This window comes from Nocardia fusca NBRC 14340 (genome assembly GCF_001618425.1).
Lineage (GTDB): Bacteria > Actinomycetota > Actinomycetes > Mycobacteriales > Mycobacteriaceae > Nocardia > Nocardia fusca.
Genome location: NZ_BDCU01000040.1, coordinates 57,548 through 78,514 on the forward strand (window position 1 = coordinate 57,548; position 20,967 = coordinate 78,514).

Sequence of the window (20,967 nt, forward strand, 5' to 3'; positions counted from 1 at the left end):
GATGCCCGAGCCGACCCGCACCCGCTACGAGCAAATCATGCTCGACCACTCCCACCACCCCGATGACGCCGCAGCACTGCTTCACACCGCCGCCCGCACCGCCCGCACCGCGATACCGGCCGACACCGAACACGAACAGGCCATCCGTGACGTCGCCGCCGGAGTCGCCGCCCCCGCCCTCATCGGCGCCACCTTCTGGATGCTGCACGAAGCCCACCAGCGCGGGCTCGCCCGATTACGATTCCTGTCCCGCGACGGCCAGATCTTCTACGAACTCGCCCGCCGACTCGCCCCGCTCGCCGGCGTAGACCTCGACTTGGAGTACGTCTACAGCAGCCGGATGACCTGGAGTCTGGCCGCCACCGACCCCCAGCACCTCGACCAGGAATCCTGGCTGTTCAACAGTTTCGTCAAATCCAACGCCAGCGACCTCTGCGCACGATTGGGCCTGTCCACCGACAACTACACCCCACTGCTGCACTCCGCGGGAGTCTCCCTCGACCCTGACGCACGCGCCGACCACCCGACCCACGCCGACGCGATGCGCCGGTTCCTCACCCTCCCCCAAGTCACCGAGGCCGCTGCCACGCGGATCACGCACACCCGCGACCTACTCATCGCCTATGCCGCCGACCACGACCTGACCGATTCCCGCACCGGGCTCGTCGATGCCGGCTGGACCGGCCGAATGATCACCGCCTTGCTCACCGCCTGCAATGCCACCGAATCCGACCAACCGCATGTGCTGTTCTGGGGCCATGAGCCGCGCCCGAGCGGCGGAGTCCACCCCGGCCTCGTCAGCGCCTACATGTACAACACCGGCACCGGCCAAGGTATGGCTCTGCGGGTCCCCGATGCACCGTTCGTGGTCGAAACCTTCTGTATGGGCGACCACGGCATTGTCACGGGCTACCAGCGAACTCCCTCTGGCGGTGTCGAACCCGTACTGCAGTCGGCAGGCAACCCCGCGGCCGAGGCGTGGGGACTTCGCACTTACCGATCCACTGTCTACGCCGTCGCCGACGAATTGGCCGAAGTTCCAGCCGATGATCTCCGGCCGATGATCCACCAGCTCATGATCACATTCTGGCGCCGCCCAACTACCCAGGAAGCCACCGCTTGGGGGAAATACCCGTACGATAGCGACCCCACTGGAACCGCGGCCCGGCCCCTGGCACGTCCCCTCAACCCAGACAAACCCATCCGCGGAGACCGCGCCTGGCTCAACGGCACGCTCGCACTGAGCACCCCCGACACCCGCAACCACTACCTGAAATCGGCCAGAGAAATCGACCTCCACGGCACCCCGGAAACCGATTAGCTCAGCGGGCGCGGACCAGTTCCTCAGTCAGGCTGCTGATCGGTAGGAGCCGCTCGTTGTCAACCATGAATCGCGTGAGGCCGAAGCGATTGGATACGACCGCGAGGCGGCGGTTGCAGCGCGCACAAGCCCACCTCAACTGTTCTGAGTACGTAGACCTTCCAGCAATTCCTGTATTCGGCGGACGCGGGGAGCGTCACGGCCCAGTATCCGCTCTAGTGGAGGCAGTAGCTGCTCGTACAAGGTAACCGCCTCGCTGATCCGCTCGGCCGCGCGATATGCATCAGCGAGACTGTTTCGGGTGGTCAAGGTGTCTGGGTGCTCCGAACCCAAAATGTTTTCCCGCTCCGGAAGCAACCCCTCCAGCAGCGCAATCGACTCAGCTACCCGGCCTCCTCTGCAATACGCATCGGCAAGGCTATTTCGGGTGGTTAGGGTGCGAAGGTGCTTGATACCCAGAATCCGCTCTTGGTCGGGAAGTAATCCCTCCAAAAGGGTGATCGACTCGGTTATGCGCCCCGCCGACCGATATGCGTCGGCAAGGCGGTTTCGAGTGGTGAGAGTCTGAGGATGCTCTGCGCCCAGAATCCGCACCCGATCCGAGAGCAACTCCTCATACAAGAAAATCGACTCATCGACCCGACCAGCCAAATGGTAGGCATACGCCAGGCTGTTGCGGGTGAGCAAGGTGGAAGGGTGCTCTGTGCCCAGGATCCGCACCCGATCAGGGATCAACTCCTCGTAGAGGGTGATCGACTCGTCATATCGACCCGCCGCGCGATATGCGTATGCAAGATTGTGGCGGGAGGTCAAGGTATCGGGGTGGCCCGGGCCCAGAATCCGCTCCCGGTCTGAGAACAACCCCTTATAGAGGGAGATCGACTCATCGACCCGACCTGCTAAATGGTAAGCGTAAGCGAGGGTTTGGCGGGTGGTGAGCGTCTCAGGGCGTTCAGGCCCCAAAATATGCTCCTGTTTTGGAAGCAACCCCTCCAACAGCGCAATCGACTCCTCCACCCGACCTGCCGCGCGATAAGCCGACGCAAGGATACCGAGAGTAGCGAGAGTGTCGGGATGCTCAGGGCCCAAAATACGCTCCCGATCAGGAAGCAACCCTTCCAGCAGCATAATCGACCGATCTGTGTGCTCTGCCGAGTAACACGCGTAAGCGAGGGTATTGCGGGTCGTGAGAGTGTCGGGGTGGTCGGCGCCTTGGGCCTGCTCACAGTATCGGAGAAGTCGCTCGGCGATAGTGATCGACCGGTTCAAGCTTGCAGTCTCAATCAAATGGTCTGCGGCCCACAAGCGGACAGCTATCGCGCGGTCGCGGAGATTGGGTTCCGTTCGGTCAATTAGGCCATGGGACCAGATCGCCTCGACCTGGTCCACAAGGTCAACACCTTCAACTCGACGTGCCCACGACTGCCTCCGATTGAAAAGTTGGGGTTGCAGCACGGCGAGTGCCTGAGCGAGAAGATCATCCGTGGTGGCAGCGTCACGAGACCGTTCAAGCAGCACACGAGCGGTGAGCCGGTGCGCAATCAACCTGTCGGCCTCGGTGGACCAGCTCAGCAACGAGTGCTGAGTACAGCGGTCGATTGCCTCATCGACCAGCCCGTCCAGTACCGAGTCGGGGTGGCGGAGCATTTCCCGGCGCACCCCGGAAGGGGATAGCACGGCGAACAACCCCAACAGCCAACGCACGACGGTGTCCAGTTCCGGATCGTCAGTGGTCTCTTCGGCGGCCTGGACGGATAACAAGATCGCTTGATCTACCCCCAACGGGTGATCTGCTCCGTCTCGACGGCGTAGCGCTCGCGGCAGAGGCTGTGCCCGCAGTCGCTTCAGGTATGTCCCATACGCCAGCGGTGGTCGCGCGGCGGTAATCGCCGCCGCAGCCGCTGCCAATGCCAGAGGTAAGCAGCCCAGCTCCTCAGCGAGCTCTTGGACATCCCCGGTGCCTTCGGTGATGCCTGTGGCCTCGTGCAGGTAGGCCAAAGACTGATGAGGCGTGTAGCCGGTACCGACGTCGACGGCGACGTCGGCTAGCCGGGCCATGGCGTGGTTGGTGGTGGTGATCACCACCCGCGCACCGCCGCGGCTGGGCAGCACTGATCGTAGCGGCTCGGGATCGCTGGCATTGTCGAACACCAGCAGGCATCGGTCGGAGCTGTTGTTGAGGTAATTACACAACCGCCGGGCAGACCGCAGAGTATCTTGGCCGGGCGCTGTGAGGCCCAAGTGGTCAGCAATTTCAGCTAACCCGGCATTCAGCGTGTCGGCAGTTTCGGCGTTCACCCACCCAACCAGCCCGCCCTCGTCGTCAAGAAAGTGGCGAGCGTAGGCGGCGGCCAGTTGAGTCTTGCCCGCGCCACGCATCCCGGTCACCACCACTACCGGGCCCTGGACCAACCCGTCGTTCAGGTCGGTGAGCTGCTCGCGGCGTACGAAATGATCAGGTTCGCGCGGCACTGAACCGACCACTGCACGATCTGTCACCGCGGGCACCATCGCGTGCGGGTGAACGAAGAATTGGACATCGCGACCAGCCTGTACCCGGTCGAGGTCGAACATCGGCGCACTGACCGAGGCCCCCTGCTGTAGAGATACGGCGCCCGGGTTGGGGGTTACCTGCGCGCCGGCGAAGGGTCCTGACCGTCGGTCCTCCCGACCCGGACCCCACTTATTCTGATGGAACCACCGGCCTTGATATCGGTGGCATCCACACCACGACCGCCAGCCGCGGTGATGTCACTGATCTCGATCTCTCCGTCTGCATCCACCCGCGTGAGCTTCACTCCCGCTGCTACTGCAACTTCGGGGGCCTGCTCTTCGATTAATCGCAACAGTTCCTCTGCCGCGCTACGCACCTCAAGATCTTCACTGGCGCCAGCCCTGCCGAGTTCATTGGCCAGCAGCTGGCGCCGTAGCGGCTCTTGCGGGTCACGCTCCACGCCGATGACCTCCGCCTCAACTACCTCGTATCGACGTATCAACAGGCCCTTCAGCCCCTGATAGGCATCCGTCACCGCGCGTGTGGCCACATCGGTCACTCCTACCGCCGCGCCCGCCGCCACCGCAGCCGCGATCAACGTCACCGGATCCATCCTGCCGAATCTCCCCTCCACCGCCATCAACCGGCAGCCACCCGTCCAATCTAGCCGAAACCCCCCTGCCAAAAGTGCGGGTCCCACATGGCTGGGCCCGGCTCGCATCGCCTGTCTCCTGGAGCTGTTTCTCTCGACAGTGGCGGTGGCGGAGATCACACCCAATCACGCCACGTACCTGGGCGTGCACCGCCTGTACTGCTCATCACTGCACCTCGACGGTCCAGCCGAATTCTGGCATGCGAGACATCTGCGCAGCACGGAACTCATACGATCGCTTTAGCCAGAGGTAGGGCGAGGAATCCGGTGGAACCCGATCGGCTTACGATGAGTGATTGACCCAGCTCGCCCGATCAGGGGCGGGGCTACGACATCCCTCGACCAGTCTGGAAGGCGTCTATGTACTCGGCCGACATCAGGAGCCGCGCCCTCAGCTTCTTCGAGAAGCGAGGCCACATCGTCGTACCGTCAGCATCGTTGATCGCTGACGATCCGACCTTGCTGCTGATCAACGCGGGTATGGCACCTTTCAAACCGTACTTTCTCGGCGAAGCCCCCGCCCCGTACAAACGGGCGACGAGCTTGCAGAAATGTGTGCGAACCGTCGACATCGAAGAAGTCGGCCAGACCAGCCGTCACGGCTCGTTCTTCCAGATGTTCGGCAACTTCTCCTTCGGCGACTACTTCAAAGAGAAGGCTATCCCCTACGCCTGGGAGTTCCTGACCAGCTCGGTCAGTGATGGCGGGCTCGGGCTGCCCGAGGAGAAGTTGTGGGTGACGGTCTACCTCGATGACGACGAAGCCGAGGACATCTGGCGGCGTGATGTCGGGGTGCCCAAGGATCGCATCCAGCGCTTGGGCATGTCGGAGAACTTCTGGTCGATGGGTGTACCCGGCCCGTGCGGGCCGTGCTCGGAGATCTGCTTCGACCGCGGACCCGACTTCGGTCAAGAGGGCGGACCGGTCGCTAACGACGAGCGCTACCTCGAAATCTGGAACCTCGTGTTCATGCAGAATATCCGCGGCGAAGGCCCCGCCAAAGAGGGTTACCCGATCCTCGGGGACTTGCCGTCGAAGAATATCGATACCGGCTTCGGTCTCGAACGCATGGCGCTGTTGCTCCAGAATGTGCCGACCATCTTCGACATCGACACCACCCGCCAGATCCTCGACCTTGCGGCTGAGCTCAGCGGAGCCAAGTACGGTGCCGGGGTCACCGAGGATGTACGGTTGCGGGTGGTCGCCGACCACATCCTCACCAGTGTCATGCTCATCGGAGATGGCGTCACCCCTTCCAACGAGGGACGCGGCTACATCCTGCGCCGCATCCTGCGGCGCGCTGTGCGCATGATGAAGCTCCTCGGATCCGACGATCCGGTCGTGCACGAGCTGGTCGCGCGCACCGTCAAGGCGATGAGCCCGATGTACCCCGAACTTGAAACCGAGCACAAGCGCATCGACCGTATCGCTGTCGCCGAAGAAGCCGCCTTCACTCAAACGCTGCGCTCGGGTACCGCGATCTTCGACATAGCCGCCTCCGAATTACGCAAGGCTGACGCTCGTGTCCTGCCTGGCGACAAGGCTTTCCAGCTCCACGACACCTACGGGTTCCCCATCGATCTCACACTCGAGATGGCCTCCGAGGCCGGACTAAAAGTGGACGAGACCGGCTTCCGGGAGCTGATGGCCCAGCAGCGCGCCCGCGCCAAGGCCGATGCCGCCGCCCGCAAGTCCGGCGGCCACGGCGAGTCCGGGGTTTACCGTGACCTGCTCGCGCAAGGCCCCACCGAGTTCACCGGCTACGGCGAACTCACCTCGGAGGCGACGGTGCGCGGGCTCGTCCGCGACGGCGAACGCATCCAGTCGGCCGCCGAGGGCGACATCATCGAACTCGTTCTGGACCGCACCCCGCTATATGCCGAGGCCGGTGGGCAGGAAAGCGACGCCGGGGTGATCACCGCCGACGGGGTCGACCTCGAGGTCCTCGACGTCCAGAAGGTCGCCCGCAAGCTCTGGGTTCATCAGGTCAAGGTCCGGCGTGGAGAGATCACCGAGGGCGCGGCAGTGCTGGCCCAGGTCGACCCGGAATGGCGCCTCGGAGCGCGTCAGGCCCACTCGGGAACACACATCGTGCACGCGGCCCTACGCCAGGTACTCGGCCCGACCGCCTTGCAGAGCGGCTCCTACAACAAGCCGGGCTACCTGCGCCTGGACTTCTCATGGACCGGCGGCCTCTCAGCCGCAACCCGGACCGAGGTCGAGGAGGTCGCAAACCTCGCCATCCGCCGTGACCTGCCTGTGGCCGTGGAGTACATGCCACTGCCCAAGGCTCGTGAGATCGGTGCGCTCGCGCTGTTCGGCGAGACCTACGATGAAGACGTTCGCGTAGTCGAGATCGGCGGGCAGTGGTCGCGTGAGCTGTGCGGTGGCACCCACGTCGGGCACTCCTCGCAGGTTGGGCCGCTGACCGTGATCGGTGAGTCCTCGGTCGGGTCGGGCCTGCGGCGCGTCGAGGCTTACGTCGGCATCGACGCTTACCGCTACCTCGCCAAGGAACGCGCACTCGCGGTCAAGGTGGGCGACATCCTGAACGTGCCCACCCCCGAAATCGGAGACCGCGTCGCTGCGCTGGTCAAGCAGCTCCGCGACGCCGAGAAGCAGATCGGACGCTTCCGGAACGAACTACTGCACAACCTCGCCAAGGATCTGGGCCGCGACGCCACCACAATCGGTGGTGTTTCGGTTGTCACCCAGCATCTGTCCGAGCCTGCCACCACCGACGAACTGCGCAGTGTGGTCTTGGACGTACGAAAGTCCCTCTCGTCTGCTGGCAACGCTGCGGTGGTCGCGCTCACCGCGCTGTCCAACGACAAACCCGTGGTGGTCGCCGCCGTCAGCGACGGCGGCCAGCAGCAGGGGCTCAAGGCCGGTGATCTCGTGCGGGTGGCGTCCAAAGCTCTCAAGGGTGGCGGTGGCGGCAAACCCGACATAGCACAAGGCGGGGGCACCGACCCTCTTGCTGTCAACGAGGCACTGCGCCTGGTGCGCGAGCTGGTCGAGCAGAAGACCCGGTCCTGACTTCAGGGTAGGTGTTCAGTCGGCCCCGAGATGCGACAGCAGCTCGGGGCCGACCTCGTCCGGGCTGGTGAGGACCAGATCCGCGCCCGCGTCCCGCAAGGCATCCGGTCCGGCGAATCCCCATCCCGCGCCGACCGTGAACACTCCGGCCGCGCGTCCGGCCGTGATATCGGTCGGGGAGTCACCGAGGAAGAACGCCCGACTCGGTAGTACTCCGAGCCGAGCACACGCGGCGAGCACTCCGTCCGGTGCCGGCTTCGGGACCGCGTCCTCGTAGGCCACGACGAAGTCGGTGAGGTCGGCGACGGCCGGCGGAATCCAGAACTTGATCCGGCTACGTGCTTGAGCGGTGACTATCCCGACACCGGCTCCGTGGCCGGCCAATGCCGACATCGCCGCGATGACGGGCTCGAACACGAGCACACCTTCGCTCGCGGCAGCCGAGAGCGCCGCGTCGAAATGCCCGTAGTACACCTCCCGAGGGTCGGGCACACCCAACATCTCCAGGGCCTGCATCGGGGGGACCGCAGCGCACCGACCCAACACGGTCTCATCCACCATGCTCAGCGACCACGTCTGTGCCAGCGTCCGCAAGGCGTCCACCGTCGCCACACGGCCGTCGATAATTACGCCATCAAGGTCGAACAGGGCCGCATACCGTCGCTCACCCGACCGCATCCGACACCCCCTCGAGCTGGGGCAGATATTCAAGCATGTCCGGGTCCAGTAGGCCGCGCAGCTCGATACCGTTTTCACGCAGAAGCTCACTACCCCCAAGACGACGGTCCAGGACGCACACCGCCCTGGGCACTCGCGCGCCAACTCCGTGCAGCGCTCTGATCGCGTCGTAGACCTGCCCGCCGGTGCGCACCACGTCATCGACCACGACTACGCGAGAACCGCTCGCGATGTCTCCCTCGACCTGCCGCCGTAGACCGTACGGTTTCGGTTCGGGTCGTACGAACGCGGCCGGGATGCCGGTAACAGCCGACACAGCCACTGCCAGCGGCACGCCACCCAGGGCGACTCCGGCGACCACATCGACATCCGCCGGTATCAGGCCCGCCATCGCTTCGGCGACCTCGGCCAGCAGGTCGGGGGCCGCGGCGAGCGCGTATTGGTCGAAGTACTCGTCGAGGACTTCACCGGAGGCGAGTACGAAACCGCCCCGCCGCACTGCGGATTCCCGAATCCGGGTCACCAGCCCGGACGAGACCGTCATCGGTCACCAGCCGACACCACGGAAGGAGCCTCGAACACAGACAATGCACGAGTGAATCCCTCGATGTCGGGGATCTCGGACAGGAACGACAGAGGCCGTGTCGGTGTTTCGAACAGCCACCGCTCGGTCCGTAGGAACGCGGCCAGCCGCAGCGCGGTCGGCCCGCACAGCCATATTGGGACGGGGCGAATGTTCCCCGCATACCACACCGCCGCGGTGAGTTCGTGTAGGGTCCCGACCCCGCCGCCCATCGCGATCACCAGATCCGCGGTGTCGAGGAACCGGTGCAGTCGTTCGCCCATCGTCGGCAGATGCACACTCGCACCGATGTAAGGGTTGAACTCACCCCACTTCATCCCCTCCAGAGAGACAGCGACCACGTGCCCGCCCCGGTTTGCGGCCCCGCGAGCAGCGTCCTCCATCAGACCGTTGTAGCCGCCATGCTGGAGCACGAACCCCGCCGCACCAAGGCCGGCGCCGATGTTGTAGGCGAGGTCGCGTTCGACGTCCGAAGCCGGCACGACACCACCGAAAAAGGTTGCAGTTTTTCTCTTTTCGCTCATCGCAGCTCCATATAGCGACAATAAGCGTCGATCGCGTCACGGTGGGTGTGCAGGACCTCCGGGATCGCTCTTTCCGCGATGGCGATTACCCGGTTCAGGCCCTCGCTGACAGAGGCTGAAGTGGGGATCGGTGTAGCGGTGACGAGCGCGGTCAGATGATCGAGGCAGTCACGCCCGAGGGGAGTCCTGCCGATCTCCTCATGCAGCTGATACCAGCCGTAGAAGGACGAGGATGGAGCCAGCGCAGTCTTGATCAGGTTCTTAACCGCTGTGTTGAACAGGAACCACTCGGAATAGGCGATGAAGTCCTGTCCGCGCGCAACTCGCTTACGGGTCAAATACCCAAGCACGAGGGCTTCGATCAGCAGGTTCTCGCAGTCGGAAGGTTGGCGCGCGACGCGCGTAACGAACTGGCTCGTATCGTCATCGACGGTGTGGATGGCGTTGGGGTCGCGAGTGAAGACCGTCTGGCACACCGATTGTTCACGCACTCGCGCCAGACGGCTCGCGGGAACAGCGTAGAGGTCCAGCTGCTGAAGGTGATCCGCCCACACGAGCAGAAATACGTATCCGAGCCCACCCATGTCGCCCACGATCGTGTCGCGCCATCCGGGCAAGATTCCGCCGAGTTCGGTCGCGACCAGTGGGTTCAGCGCCGAGACGAACTGCGGGAACTTCGCATCCTCGACGGCCACTACGAAGTCCACGTCCGAGAGCCGATCCGCGGTGCCACGAGCCAACGAGCCGCGCACCAGCAGATCGGTCACCGCGTCGCTGCGCGTGAACAGTTCGGTCGCTGCCTCTAGTAGCGCGAACTGATCAGGTCGGTTTGTTTCCAGCAAGTGACGCAGGCCAGGAGTGCTCACGCGAGCACCCCCGACGCGACCTCGCCGAGCATCATATGCTTGTTCGCTCGCCACCGCTGAGCACTCTCGATGTCGTCCAGCCGGCCGTAGAGGTCCGTGATCAGGTCGTAGACCTGACCCTCCGGAAGGGCGCGCTCGTAGAACAGTCGCAGCAGGTGCTTCTCAGCGGCGGACGGGTAACCCAACTCAGCCAGTGTCACCGCCTGCTCGAACCGGCGCGACAGTTCTTCGGGCGTGGCTACGGGCATCGGTTCAACATCATCGGACTCCAACCATGCGTCCTCGACTGCCTCTGCCAGTCGGTCGTCGAGGTAACAATCCATCAGCAAGTGGTATCGGTCCGGGCCGAGCAGATTGCCGGCGCCATGAGCGTGGGTCGGCCTCAACAGCCAGATCCGCCCGGCATGTAGCCGGACTCGAGCTCCGGCGGCGACGAGGACAGCCGAGCTGTTGGTCACCAGCGGGACATGTAATCGCACCCGCGCCGAACCGTCGAGATCCTGATAGTCGCGATGCTCCCACAGAAAGGAGTGCGCGCTCAGTCGCGCGATCCGCGCCCACATGTAGCGAAACCCCAACGAGAAGAGAAACTCCCGTGTAACCGGCATCTGCTCGAGCAGCTTCGTAGCTCGCGGAGAACAATCAGCAATCCGCACATCGCGAGGGTCGCCCGAATCGTTGATCAGCGACAACGTCGACCACCCTCCGGACTGAAACTCCCCGTACTCGGCCACCCACTCCCGATCGTCGGGAACCGTCAACACCTCATGCCGTACTCGATCCAGCGTCGCCGCCTCGACCCGATCCAGACATGCGATCTGCCCGACGAGATCGTCAAGCCCCACCGCGGATGTCGCTGCCATCGCCACCTGCCTGTTCTCGATCGATAATGAAATCTATTCTCGTGCAGTACAACACAACAGTCCGACAGGTCTCGCGCGGTTATCCCAAGCCGGAGCGATCCGGCGAGGGCTGCTCACCCGGCGAGCCGATGTCGGGTTGCTGACCGCGGGCTGAGACAGCTGGTAAAAGTGACCCGCCTCGTGCATCGCCTCAACCACAAACCATCAATCAAGCGTCCGGTCAGCGAATCAGGCCGGAAGCTCCCTCTAAATCCACAGTCCCCCTCCTACACGTACATGGTCGCCTGACCGGCCGAGAATTCACCGTCGTGGATACCTGCGACAAAGGCGGCCCATTCAGGTGGCGTGTAGGTCAGGGTGGCGCCATCGGCGGCGGTGATGCTCACTTCGCCGCTGGAGTGCTGGTGGATGGCAGGAAGGCTGGGCACCTCAAGGGGCTGTTCGCCAAGTTGGCCGACGACGTGATCGAGGAACACGGCCCATCGGTCGGCCGGCACGGTGATGACGGGCTGGTGTTGTGGGTTGTTGGCGGGGTCGCGCAGGTATTTGCTGTCGCGGATAAGCACGGGGTCGGCGTCGAGGTTGACTTCGACGCAGTTGGGGCCGTCGTTGGATCGCGATGATTTGAACCATCCGGTCCGTAGGGCATTGACGGTCTCGGTGGTGCTCATACCGGTCAGGCTATCCCATCTGCTGTGTGCTGGATCATCGCTGTCGAGTCCTCACGGCTCAGCGCTGATTCCAGTTGCTGGCCGTAGAGGATACGCAGCTCACGCACCCGGGACGGGTCGTCGATGATGCCGTGGGCGGCGACGGATTCGTGCCAGACGAGCATGGGCAGGATCGGGCTGGCGAACTCGAGGAGATGGAACGGGGATCCACTGAGGATCGGGCGCATCCGCGCGGTGAACGGGACGATTCGGATGTCGATGTTCGCGTCCGGGTCGTGGAGCAGTTTCACCAGGTGCAGTAGCTGTTCGCGCAGCACTGTGGGTCCGCCGGTTTCCTGGACGAGCGCGGCTTGGCTGATGACGGCGGTCAGTTGCAGGGCGTCGGGGCCGGTAAGGCGGTTCTGGCGGCGCATCCGTGCCTCGATGTAGCGTTCGGAGTCCACGGGGCGGATGCGTGCGATGTCGGAGGCCATGATGGCGCGGGCGTAGTCCTCGGTTTGCAGGAGCCCGGGGATGAGCAGCCCCTCGTAGCTGTGGACTGCTTGGGCGCCGTGTTCGAGCCCGAACAGCCGCCGGGTTTCGTCGCTGAACAGCCCCGAGTATTCCGACCACCAACCCCGGTCGCGGGCATCCGCACGTAGCTGACGTAGTTCGGCTTGGTCCTTGGCGGCGATTCCGAACAGCGTGAGCATGCCTTCGAAGTGGTCGTCGGTGAGCGCGCGCCGATCGCTCATGATCTGCCACCAGTGGTTGCGGGAGATCTTCAGCGACTTCGCGGCGGTTTCCACGTCGATACCGAGCTGCTTGCGCCACTCGTTGAGCCGCAGGCTGAGTTCCCAGCGCGCCACCGTCGGTGACTTCGATGCCATCGGACACTCCTTCACTAGCGGACTCCACCTGCGGACCGGCCAATCTTACAACCCGCCCGAATTCTGGACTGAGTGTTGTCTTGACAACTTGTCAGATGTAACGTCCGAAGTGTTATCGGTCACCTTCCCTGACAGCTTCCAACCCACCCGGAGGGCACGCGCCCATGTCTGAACACATCGACAGGCACCGCACGACCAACTCCTCGACCGCCCACCTGCCACCGCCCGCCCAGGCAGGCACCCGGCCGGCGTCCTCGGCGCGGTGCTACTGCAGTGCCGTGCAGCAATTCACGGGAGGACTCGATTGGCGACCCCGGCCCACCCCCAACACGCAGGCAGCCATAGTCCTTGGTTCCATCCGGCTCCACGCGGGAGGGCGGTGATGTTCGAGAACTGCCACGGGCCCCGCGAGGTCGCCCACATCTACTCCATGCGCGGTTTCCCGGTACAGGTGTCGTTTAACCGGACCTCGCTGGTAACCACCACGGCGCTGGGCGCGATCGCGATGCCCCCGATGCTGGGGCGAGCCACTCTGCAGGCCACCGGCGACACGTGCACGGTGCCGATCCTCACCTATGCCCGGCCCGGACGCGAATGGGTCTTCCTCATCGGAGCGGGCCGAGGACGCGCCCTCGGCACTCGTCGCATCGAAGCATTGGCGCGCCACGGTGTCCGCATCTTGCCCCTGGGAAGTCGCGTATGGCTGCCGATGTCGGACACACCGAGCGGGTGGTACTGGGTCAACGCGCCCCAAGACGTTCAATCCGTTCCGGCGATCGCCACCGTGCTCCACGCCGTCGACACGGCGTTGACCGAATCACGCAACCACCACAACGGATCGGATCTGAGCAGATGATGCCATCCACCGCGCGCACATCCGGTGACCGGGCAAAACCCGGCGGGCCGACGGCGTTGCCGGAGCTGACATTTCCCAGCGATGACGAACTACTGATCGCGATGCGAGGCCGACCTACAGGGAACCACCCCATCTCCGCCTACACACACCGACTGAGCCGCCTGCACGACCAGTCCCACCCCGAAGGTGGTGCCGCAACCGGGATCCGGTGGGGCCGCCACCTACTGGTGCGGGCGATCGATGCATGGGTGGACCATCGGCTACCGCCACCTCACCCCACAGCGACTCTGCACGCGCAGACGATCGGGCAGGTGATCGACCACCTGGTAGCGGCCCAGGTCCACGCCTACCGGTTGCTGATGACCCTGGACCCGATCGACCCCTGCGTCCACACAGCATGGACCCGCGTCGCCGAACTCGCCGACGAATACACCGATCTCACCACCGCAGTCCTGCATCGATCACGCCGCCTCCCCGCCCTCGGAGGCCACTGGTGAGCAGCCTGCCGGACAAAGACATGATCCTGGCTGCTTGCCGCGGATTCCCCGTCATCCCCGAACACGCTGTGCTCGACGCAGCCGCCGAACTCGCCACACTGCACCAAATCCGAGAAGTCACCCCCGCCTGTCACACCGAAGATACTGATTGGCGGCGAACCTGGCTGATGCGCGAGATCGACGAATGGATACAACAGGCAACCCCCGTACCGTTTCCCGCCGCGAAGGTGCACACTCACACAATGGGCCAGGTCATCGACCAACTCGCCCAGCACACCGCACACGCCTACCTCGCACTGCCCTCCCGCTCCATACACCTGTACAAGGATGCGTGCGACCGCCTCGACGAACTCGGCGACGCCTACCAAGACCTCGCCGACGACCTCGCCTGCGGCACCCGCCGTCTACCGCAATAGCCATCGCTGTAGTCGAATCCGTCTCGACCCCTGGCGGCCTGCCACACCTCTTGGTCGTCAATTCGCGGCGACACGAGCCAAGCTCGGCGCGCTTGAAACCTGGCTTCGATACCTTCGCGAACCCGATGCTGACCTGGTCGCACGCTTCGGTGGCCGGGGCCAGGGAGATTCGGCGAGCCTCGATCCACCACCAGCACGCAGCCGATCATGATACTGTGCGCTGGTAGATGTTTCCTGATTATCAGGTTCTGTAGATGCGGGTCGGGTAATCGTTTGTTGGCCAATGGTGGGGAGCTATGGCTGGTGCTCTGCGGACTGCCCGCAAGTTGCTGCTCGGGCGCGAGATCGACCAAATGATCCGTGTCGCCGGGTTGAGCCAGGCTGAGGCGGGCAAGCTCATCGAGGTCGGGCAGTCACGGATCAACAGCATCGTCGCCGGTTCGGGCACCATCTCTGCGGGCGACCTGAAGGATCTCGCCCGGGGCCTGGGATTCGCTGATGAGGTCTACATCGAGACCCTGCTGGAGCTGCGTCGCGACAACCACAAGCGCGGTTTCTGGAACACCGGCTATCGCCGCGCCTATATCGACGAACTCCGGTTGCTGGTCGACCTGGAAGCCCAGGCCGACCGTATTCGTGAGACCGGCGCCGAACTCGTTCCGGGCCTGTTGCAGCATCCCGACTACATCCGTGCCCTGCACGAGCCGTTTGTCGCCGATCTTCCCGGCGACGGCCCCACGGTTGATGAGTATGTGCAGGCCCGGATGGCAAGGCAGGAGAATTTGACCAAACGCGGTGCACCCGAGGTGCACATGATCTTGTCGGAGTCGTGTCTGCGGCGCACCTACGGCAGCGACATGGTCATGTACGCCCAGATCCTGCACCTGATCGAGCTTTCCGAACGACACAGCAACATCTTGTTGCAGGTCATGCCGTTCACGCACGCCGTTCCCGGAGCCGGCATGGAAGATCGTCACGTCCTGATCAGGGTCCCCTCTCCCGGCGCTGCGGGCGATCTGGAAATGGCGGTCGTGGAAGCCCAAGGCGAGCTGCGATACATCGACGACAAGGCCGCACTGGCCGCCCGCGAGCGCGTGTTCTCCCGTCTCGCCGCGACCGCATTGTCCGAATCCGACTCACGAGCTTTCATGGAGCACATCGCACGCAGTTTGCGTTCTCGCCCCACCGTTCGCGCCTGAAACCTCTTCCCGGAAGGGACCCATGACCGACAGCATGCCCCGTGAACTGGACACCTCCACACCGACGTCGGCTCGTATGTATCACGCGATGCTGACCGGTGAGACCTTCTACGACGCCGACCGGCGCTTCATGGAGCGGCTCTACGACACCATCCCGATCTTCCCGGTGTGGGCTCGCCACAACCGCGGGTTCCTCGCCCGAGCAGTCGATTACATGATCGGCAACGGAATCGAGCAGTTCCTCGATGTCGGCTCCGGGCTTCCCACCGGCGGCAGCACTCACGAAATCGCCCACGCGATCGACCCCGGTATTCGGGTTGTCTATACCGATATCGATACCGACGCGATCGTGCGTGCACGCGAACAACTCGTCGATCAAGGCGTGACCGCCACGGCAGCCATGGTTCCCGGCGATCTCCGCGAGCCCCACCCGATCCTGCATCACCCGGAGACGGTGCGGCTGCTCGACTTCACCCAGCCGGTGGGCGTGCTGCTCGTGTCCATCCTGCCGTTCGTCCCGGACTCCGATCGACCGGCCGATCTCGTCGCCCGGCTCCGCGATGCTCTCGCACCGGGCAGCTATATCGCCATCACCCATGTCAGCCTGGAGGACGCGGCACCGGACACCGCCCAGCAGGTCGCTGCCGGTGCCGCCGCCTACCGTGACACTTTGGACCCGGTGTCGCTGCGGACTCGCGCGCAATTCGCCGAGTTCTTCGCAGGGTTCGACGTGGTGGAGCCGGGAATCAGCTACGCCAGTGATTGGCGCCGCACGGCTCCGGTCGACACCACGGACCCAGCGCGACCATGCAACTTCGCCGCGGTCGGCCGGGTTCCCTGAGGGCAATGCCCTCTACACGAGGTATTGCCGGCCAGCGCATACGTTGTGATCGAACCCGTGCAGCCGAATAGAAATCTCAGCGCATCGGTTTCCGGCCGCAGGCAGCGTAGAAACCGACATCGGCATCGGTGATGCCCGTTGTGTCGCCGCGTGGGTTGCGCCATCGATGAGGAGTGACGATTCCGGGCGCGACGAGTTCGAGGCCGTCGAAGAAGCGGACGATTTCCGCGCGTGTGCGGGGTTGAGGGTCCATGCCGCTTGCGCGGTATACCTTCACAGCGGCGCTGGTGCCCTGTGGGTCGAAATCTGCGGTGCTGTGACTGATCGTCAAGTACGAGCCAGGTGCGAGAGCTTCCAGCAGTGTCGATACTGCTTCGAGGGGATAGTGGCGGTCGCTGATGAAGTGCAGGACCGAGATCAGCGAGAGTGCGACCGGTTCCTCGAGGTCGAGGGTCTCATGGAGGACTGGAGCGTTGAGGATCGTATCGGGCTGGGTGATATCGCCTTCCATGATCGTCACTGGGCCGTGCGATATCCCGGTCAGAAGGTCGCGGGAGTGAGTCAGCACGACCGGGTCGTTGTCGACATAGACGATCTTGGCAGTCGGCGCTACGGCCTGTGCGATCTGGTGCAGGTTGGGTTCGGTGGGGATGCCGCTGCCGATATCGAGGAACTGGCGAATACCGGTGTGTTCGGCGAGATAGTGGGTGGCGCGGTGCATGAACGCTCGGTTGGTGCGTGCCATGGTTCGCACTGTGGGGGTGACTTTTTCGACTTCCTCACCGGCGATGCGGTCGGCGTCGTCCTGGACGCTGCCGCTGAGGTAGTAGTTGTAGAGTCGGCCCGGCTGGGTAGTCCGGGCCGGGGTGCGGCGGGGTGCGGGCATCTTCTTCTCCTGGGATGTGTGCTGGTTCGATAGGGCGGTGCGGCTGACCTGTTCCGGCCGGGCATTCCGGTTCACATGCCGAGGCCGGTGGCTTCGATCTGTGCGCGGTTGGTCGCTGAAGGTGCGGTCGGGAGTGTGGTGCCGTCGACGGCGCTGAAGATCGGTGGTTGGACACCGGGCCCACTCGCCGGCTCCTCCAGGCCGGGGGTGGTGGCGTGGATTGCGGCGTCGATGTCCGCGCCTGCGCTGAGGTGCAGGTCGCGTGGCAGGTCGGTGGCGGCGGCGATGCTTTGCTTGATGTGGTCGAGGTCGGGAAGTGCCGAGCTGGTGCCGATAGGGATGTCGGCGCCGGTGACGGCGACGGTTTGCAGGCCGTAGGAGCGGGTGTCGGCGCGGGTCGCGGTGCGCCAGCGTTCTGCGAGTTGGTCGGCGGACAGGTGGTTCAGCGTCTGGGTGCCCTCGGTGATCCAGTCCTGGCTGGTGCCCCAGAGCAGGGTGCCGTGTGCGTCGCCGAGGCCGAGGAGGTTGGCGACGGCGTTGGTCCGGTAGTGCAGGGAATGCAGGTTGCGGTCGAACCGGCTGCGCAGGTGTGGGCTGTGGCTGGTGTCGAGTCGGCTGTAGACCGCGTCCAGGGTGACCCAGTCACGCAGCCTGTGGGCGTCGGCGGTGAGGTCGCCGAGGACACGGTCGAGGTCCGCAGGTTCCGGAGCGGGGAGGGTGTCGGAGCCGCGCCAGGGTTGATTGTTCTCGCCGCAGGTGCGGGCGTGGTCGATCCAGGATCGGGGTAGTGCGGCGGCGTGGGCGGCGTCGGTGAGGGCTTCGCGTAGGACGGAGCGGTCGTGGAAGTCTTCGTACCAGGAGGCCGGTGGTTGGGTGCCGGTGTGTTGCTGGTGGCGGGTGGCGTCGGTGAGCATGCTCGAGATAGCGGCCGACTGTGCGTGCAGCGTGTTCAGGACAGCGGTTTGGGCTGGTGTGGGTGTTTTCATGAAGTAGTTCCTTGTCGTGTGAGGGCGCGGAAGTCGGGGCCGAACCCGAGCCGGTCGACCGGTGTCCGGGCCCCGGGCAGGGCGAACCAGTTGTCGGGCACCGGGGCGCCCGCCAGGCCGGCCAGATCGGTGTGCCGGTCGGGGGTACAGCGGTGCAGGGGCCCGTTGGCGGCGTCGAGAATGAGGCGTAGGTGGGGGTCGATGTGGCGGGCGAGCAGGGTGGAGATGGCGGTGTGGTCGTCGCTGGCGAGGGCGGCTTCGAATGCGGTGTGCAGGCCGGCAAAGCGGACCGCGACGGTGTGGTGGCGCCACCACTGGGTGCACCAGGTGTATTGGCCTTCCCTGTTGTTGGCCGCGATCCGGACGGCGGTGACCGGTAGCAGCCACTGTTCGACGAAGTCGCGGTAATGGCCGAACCGCTTCTGCGGCTGCTTACCGCCGGGCTCGGGTGTTTTCGGTGGTGGGAACCAGTTCTCCGGCACCGGCGTGAACGGCAGCGACGGGGTAGGCACATGTTCGGTGCGGGTGCAGCGGTGCAAGGGGCCGTTGGCGGCGTCGAGGATCCAGCGCAGGTGCGGATCGATATGGTTGAGGACCAGGTTGCTGAATCCGGTTCCGCTGCGGCTGCGTCGGGTGGCTTCGAATGCCCTGTGTAGGTGGGCGATCCGGACCGCGACGGGTCGGTGGGACCACCATTGGGTGCACCAGGTGTAGGTGTTCTCGCGGTGGGCTTCGGCCAGCCTTAGCGTGATGAACGGGAACAGCCAGTCCTCGGCGAAGTCGACGAAATGGGAGTACCGCGGCGGTGTCGGCGGCCGGGCAGGCGTGGTGGGGGCGTTCATGAAGGATCCTCCGATCCGGGGGGCGAGTTCGTGGCGGTGGGGAGTTCGATCGGGGTCGCAGTGGCCTTTGCGAAGCGGGCGAGCGACGCGGCGATCAGGGGCGCGTATTCGGTGTCCTGCCACCAGACTTTGCGGACCAGGACGGGGCCGTGGCCGGGTAGCCGGACCAGGGCGCGGTCTTTGGCCAGGGCGGCGAGCTGGGCGATGTCGAGGATGGGTTCGGGCCGCCAGGTCAGAGTCCGGTTGACCCCGCCGGCGCCGTGGCTGCGGGAGCGGTCGGCCACATCGTGCTGGCCGGCCATCGCCCGCCAGTGCTCCAAATACCCGGTGTCGGCGATTCCGCCGCCGTAGACCTCGATCGACTGGGCGCGCATCGTCTTCAACCCGTTTACACCCCACAGGTCTTCGCCTTGTTCGAGGACCTGCAAGATCGTCATCAGAATGATTCCGCAGCCACCCGCGTAGGTGTAGTACGACGGGAGTTCACCGATGCGCGCGCAGTTGGCAGCCTCGTCCAGTACTGCCAGCAGCGGCACCGTGAGGCGGCCGTCGGGGCGGGCGCGGGCGGTGTTCAATGCCGCTTCCAGGATCTGGCCGACCAGCGCGGAGGTCAGTGGAGTCGCGCCGTCGGGGCCGGCCATCGACAGCGCATACAAGGTGTCGTTGGAGTTCGCGAATTCGACCGGTTTGAACTCCGGTAGATCATGGTTGAGCGTGGATTCCTCGGCGATATCGATGGAGATCGCCATCGTCCCGCTGCCGTCCTCGGCCGGAACTTCGCTGGCCCGAAGGACTTTTCGACGCGGTGGGGTGACCATGCGTGCGTAGCCCTCGTCGGAGGTGACGTTGAGGAAACGTCTCGCCATGTCGTAGAGGCCGTCGCGCTGACGACTGTAAAGGGCTTGCGCCTCGAGGATCCGTTCGGCCGGCCGGGGATGACCGCAATGGCGCAGGATCAGCGCCGGGGTCTGATCCTGGTCACGGCCGAGCCATTCGGCCACATGCAGCAGGTCCCCGCCCGCGCATGCGGCGGCGAACGCATACAGCGACAACAGTTCCTGAGCGCCACCGTCGAAATAGGAATCGACCTTGGCGTTGGCGGCCTGCGCTGCGGTACCGGTGGATGCGGAGACGAAGAACGACACCAATTTCCGTGCTGCCGGCAAACCGGCGGTTTGGGCCAGCAGATCGACCCAGAAGCCGCACTCGGGTTTCCCGGTCACTGCCTGCAGGTCGCTGAGCCAGACCCGGCCGCGCCGTTCGCGGCCGTAGACGGTATGCCGATACAAGTCGGGTTTGTTCGAGGTGGCCAGGCACGGTCCCCACGCGGACAGCACCGCGGGGATCGCCCACGCCATCGTCTTGCCGGTCCGGGTCCCGGCAGCGATCGTCACCCCGAGTTCGGCAGGAACATGCAGGGCGATTCCTGCTGTCACAGTGACACCCAGCGGTGGGCCCGGTAGTGCTCTGATTTCGGGTGCGGCGTCCTGTAGCAGTCGCACCGCTGCCGCCTCGTTGTCTTCGACGCGGCCGATACGGATGTCGGCGGGTCGTTGCATGGTCCGCGCTGCCGCATCCAGTTCGGAGCCGGTCCTCAGCCACCGCCACGCCCTCACGCTGCCGGTCACCATCACCGTGGCGATCGCGACGAGCACGATCGTTGCCTGCCACGGCCACCTGCGGCGCCCGGCAGCCAACTCGAGCAGCGCGGCCACCGGATTCCCGGTCACCGAACCGCCCGCCCACCACGACCCGATCACCAGCGCCGCTCCAGCAGCGAGCCCGGCGACAACCACGGCCGCGGCGATCAGCAGCAGCGAGGTTTCCTCCCCGAGGCCACGTTTGGTGCGGCGTCGGGTTTCCCGCGCGGAAAACATCGCCAGG

General features: G+C 64.8%; 20 protein-coding genes. 7 read left to right on the forward strand and 13 right to left on the reverse strand.

Annotation, left to right across the window (positions count from 1 at the left end):
- The first annotated feature begins 1 nt into the window (after position 1).
- Positions 2-1,321, forward strand: a complete 1,320-nt coding sequence (locus NF4_RS25290; protein WP_063129877.1) for a hypothetical protein — start codon at positions 2-4, stop codon at positions 1,319-1,321.
- Between the two features lie 135 nt (positions 1,322-1,456).
- Here NF4_RS25290 and NF4_RS25295 read toward each other — a convergent pair whose 3' ends face one another.
- Both NF4_RS25295 and NF4_RS25300 read right to left on the reverse strand, forming a co-directional pair.
- Positions 1,457-3,895: a tetratricopeptide repeat protein gene (locus NF4_RS25295; RefSeq protein WP_084533449.1), complete on the reverse strand. Its 2,439-nt coding sequence runs from the start codon at positions 3,893-3,895 to the stop codon at positions 1,457-1,459.
- Positions 3,896-3,948: 53 nt separating this feature from the next.
- Positions 3,949-4,419: a Het-E N-terminal domain-containing protein gene (locus NF4_RS25300; RefSeq protein ID WP_157120578.1), complete on the reverse strand. Its 471-nt coding sequence runs from the start codon at positions 4,417-4,419 to the stop codon at positions 3,949-3,951.
- Positions 4,420-4,827: 408 nt separating this feature from the next.
- Between NF4_RS25300 and alaS the strand changes: the two genes are divergently transcribed.
- Positions 4,828-7,506: an alanine--tRNA ligase gene (alaS, locus tag NF4_RS25305; protein ID WP_063129880.1), complete on the forward strand. Its 2,679-nt coding sequence runs from the start codon at positions 4,828-4,830 to the stop codon at positions 7,504-7,506.
- A gap of 15 nt (positions 7,507-7,521) precedes the next feature.
- Here the strand turns inward: alaS and NF4_RS25310 are convergent, their stop codons facing one another.
- The 7 genes from NF4_RS25310 to NF4_RS25340 all read right to left on the reverse strand — a co-directional run bounded on the left by NF4_RS25310 (position 7,522) and on the right by NF4_RS25340 (position 12,560).
- Positions 7,522-8,184, reverse strand: coding sequence for an HAD family hydrolase (locus NF4_RS25310; protein ID WP_063814705.1), 663 nt, complete (start codon positions 8,182-8,184; stop codon positions 7,522-7,524).
- Positions 8,171-8,728, reverse strand: coding sequence for an orotate phosphoribosyltransferase (gene pyrE / locus NF4_RS25315; protein ID WP_063129882.1), 558 nt, complete (start codon positions 8,726-8,728; stop codon positions 8,171-8,173). The genes NF4_RS25310 and pyrE overlap by 14 nt, the downstream gene beginning before the upstream one ends.
- Positions 8,725-9,291 (reverse strand): SLOG cluster 4 domain-containing protein, encoded by a 567-nt coding sequence (locus NF4_RS25320; protein WP_084533450.1) that lies wholly within the window; start codon positions 9,289-9,291, stop codon positions 8,725-8,727. The genes pyrE and NF4_RS25320 overlap by 4 nt, the downstream gene beginning before the upstream one ends.
- Complete coding sequence (locus NF4_RS25325) at positions 9,288-10,157, reverse strand: nucleotidyltransferase domain-containing protein (RefSeq protein ID WP_198165478.1); 870 nt, start codon at positions 10,155-10,157, stop codon at positions 9,288-9,290. Before NF4_RS25325 ends, NF4_RS25320 begins: the two co-directional genes overlap by 4 nt.
- Complete coding sequence (locus tag NF4_RS25330; protein WP_063130002.1) at positions 10,154-11,020, reverse strand: aspartyl/asparaginyl beta-hydroxylase domain-containing protein; 867 nt, start codon at positions 11,018-11,020, stop codon at positions 10,154-10,156. Before NF4_RS25330 ends, NF4_RS25325 begins: the two co-directional genes overlap by 4 nt.
- Before the next feature lie 266 nt (positions 11,021-11,286).
- Complete coding sequence (locus NF4_RS25335; RefSeq protein WP_063129884.1) at positions 11,287-11,691, reverse strand: DUF397 domain-containing protein; 405 nt, start codon at positions 11,689-11,691, stop codon at positions 11,287-11,289.
- Positions 11,692-11,696: 5 nt separating this feature from the next.
- Complete coding sequence (locus NF4_RS25340; protein ID WP_063129885.1) at positions 11,697-12,560, reverse strand: DUF5753 domain-containing protein; 864 nt, start codon at positions 12,558-12,560, stop codon at positions 11,697-11,699.
- Positions 12,561-12,942: 382 nt separating this feature from the next.
- On the opposite strand from NF4_RS25340, the gene NF4_RS25345 reads away from it, so the two are divergent.
- The 5 genes from NF4_RS25345 to NF4_RS25365 all read left to right on the forward strand — a co-directional run bounded on the left by NF4_RS25345 (position 12,943) and on the right by NF4_RS25365 (position 16,369).
- The gene (locus tag NF4_RS25345) at positions 12,943-13,416 is read left to right on the forward strand and encodes a hypothetical protein (protein ID WP_063129886.1); all 474 of its coding nucleotides are present in this window, start codon (positions 12,943-12,945) and stop codon (positions 13,414-13,416) included.
- Positions 13,413-13,913, forward strand: a complete 501-nt coding sequence (locus NF4_RS38790; RefSeq protein ID WP_198165479.1) for a hypothetical protein — start codon at positions 13,413-13,415, stop codon at positions 13,911-13,913. Before NF4_RS25345 ends, NF4_RS38790 begins: the two co-directional genes overlap by 4 nt.
- Positions 13,910-14,329, forward strand: a complete 420-nt coding sequence (locus tag NF4_RS25355; protein WP_063129888.1) for a hypothetical protein — start codon at positions 13,910-13,912, stop codon at positions 14,327-14,329. The genes NF4_RS38790 and NF4_RS25355 overlap by 4 nt, the downstream gene beginning before the upstream one ends.
- A gap of 296 nt (positions 14,330-14,625) precedes the next feature.
- Complete coding sequence (locus tag NF4_RS25360) at positions 14,626-15,528, forward strand: helix-turn-helix domain-containing protein (protein WP_063129889.1); 903 nt, start codon at positions 14,626-14,628, stop codon at positions 15,526-15,528.
- Positions 15,529-15,550: 22 nt separating this feature from the next.
- A complete protein-coding gene (locus NF4_RS25365; RefSeq protein WP_063129890.1) occupies positions 15,551-16,369 on the forward strand; it encodes an SAM-dependent methyltransferase in 819 nt (272 codons plus the stop codon).
- A gap of 76 nt (positions 16,370-16,445) precedes the next feature.
- Here NF4_RS25365 and NF4_RS25370 read toward each other — a convergent pair whose 3' ends face one another.
- The 4 genes from NF4_RS25370 to NF4_RS25385 all read right to left on the reverse strand — a co-directional run bounded on the left by NF4_RS25370 (position 16,446) and on the right by NF4_RS25385 (position 20,960).
- Positions 16,446-17,255, reverse strand: a complete 810-nt coding sequence (locus NF4_RS25370; protein WP_063130003.1) for an SAM-dependent methyltransferase — start codon at positions 17,253-17,255, stop codon at positions 16,446-16,448.
- Between the two features lie 71 nt (positions 17,256-17,326).
- Entirely contained in the window at positions 17,327-18,241 is a 915-nt protein-coding gene (locus tag NF4_RS25375; RefSeq protein WP_157120581.1) for a hypothetical protein, read from the reverse strand.
- The gene (locus NF4_RS25380) at positions 18,238-19,083 is read right to left on the reverse strand and encodes a DUF4913 domain-containing protein (RefSeq protein ID WP_063129892.1); all 846 of its coding nucleotides are present in this window, start codon (positions 19,081-19,083) and stop codon (positions 18,238-18,240) included. The genes NF4_RS25375 and NF4_RS25380 overlap by 4 nt, the downstream gene beginning before the upstream one ends.
- On the reverse strand, positions 19,080-20,960 hold the full coding sequence (locus NF4_RS25385) for a type IV secretory system conjugative DNA transfer family protein (protein ID WP_063129893.1): 1,881 nt from the start codon (positions 20,958-20,960) through the stop codon (positions 19,080-19,082). Before NF4_RS25385 ends, NF4_RS25380 begins: the two co-directional genes overlap by 4 nt.
- Positions 20,961-20,967 lie beyond the last annotated feature (7 nt).

Excerpts from the sequence above, each read along its gene's own strand:
- NF4_RS25290 (WP_063129877.1), top strand. The coding sequence starts at position 2 with ATGCCCGAGCCGACCCGCACCCGCTACGAGCAAATCATGCTCGACCAC.
- NF4_RS25295 (WP_084533449.1), bottom strand. The coding sequence starts at position 3,895 with ATGTTCGACCTCGACCGGGTACAGGCTGGTCGCGATGTCCAATTCTTC.
- alaS (WP_063129880.1), top strand. The coding sequence starts at position 4,828 with ATGTACTCGGCCGACATCAGGAGCCGCGCCCTCAGCTTCTTCGAGAAG.
- NF4_RS25310 (WP_063814705.1), bottom strand. The coding sequence starts at position 8,184 with ATGCGGTCGGGTGAGCGACGGTATGCGGCCCTGTTCGACCTTGATGGC.
- pyrE (WP_063129882.1), bottom strand. The coding sequence starts at position 8,728 with ATGACGGTCTCGTCCGGGCTGGTGACCCGGATTCGGGAATCCGCAGTG.
- NF4_RS25320 (WP_084533450.1), bottom strand. The coding sequence starts at position 9,291 with ATGAGCGAAAAGAGAAAAACTGCAACCTTTTTCGGTGGTGTCGTGCCG.
- NF4_RS25330 (WP_063130002.1), bottom strand. The coding sequence starts at position 11,020 with ATGGCAGCGACATCCGCGGTGGGGCTTGACGATCTCGTCGGGCAGATC.
- NF4_RS25335 (WP_063129884.1), bottom strand. The coding sequence starts at position 11,691 with ATGAGCACCACCGAGACCGTCAATGCCCTACGGACCGGATGGTTCAAA.
- NF4_RS25340 (WP_063129885.1), bottom strand. The coding sequence starts at position 12,560 with ATGGCATCGAAGTCACCGACGGTGGCGCGCTGGGAACTCAGCCTGCGG.
- NF4_RS25345 (WP_063129886.1), top strand. The coding sequence starts at position 12,943 with ATGTTCGAGAACTGCCACGGGCCCCGCGAGGTCGCCCACATCTACTCC.
- NF4_RS38790 (WP_198165479.1), top strand. The coding sequence starts at position 13,413 with ATGATGCCATCCACCGCGCGCACATCCGGTGACCGGGCAAAACCCGGC.
- NF4_RS25360 (WP_063129889.1), top strand. The coding sequence starts at position 14,626 with ATGGCTGGTGCTCTGCGGACTGCCCGCAAGTTGCTGCTCGGGCGCGAG.
- NF4_RS25365 (WP_063129890.1), top strand. The coding sequence starts at position 15,551 with ATGACCGACAGCATGCCCCGTGAACTGGACACCTCCACACCGACGTCG.
- NF4_RS25370 (WP_063130003.1), bottom strand. The coding sequence starts at position 17,255 with ATGCCCGCACCCCGCCGCACCCCGGCCCGGACTACCCAGCCGGGCCGA.
- NF4_RS25375 (WP_157120581.1), bottom strand. The coding sequence starts at position 18,241 with ATGAAAACACCCACACCAGCCCAAACCGCTGTCCTGAACACGCTGCAC.
- NF4_RS25380 (WP_063129892.1), bottom strand. The coding sequence starts at position 19,083 with ATGAACGCCCCCACCACGCCTGCCCGGCCGCCGACACCGCCGCGGTAC.
- NF4_RS25385 (WP_063129893.1), bottom strand. The coding sequence starts at position 20,960 with ATGTTTTCCGCGCGGGAAACCCGACGCCGCACCAAACGTGGCCTCGGG.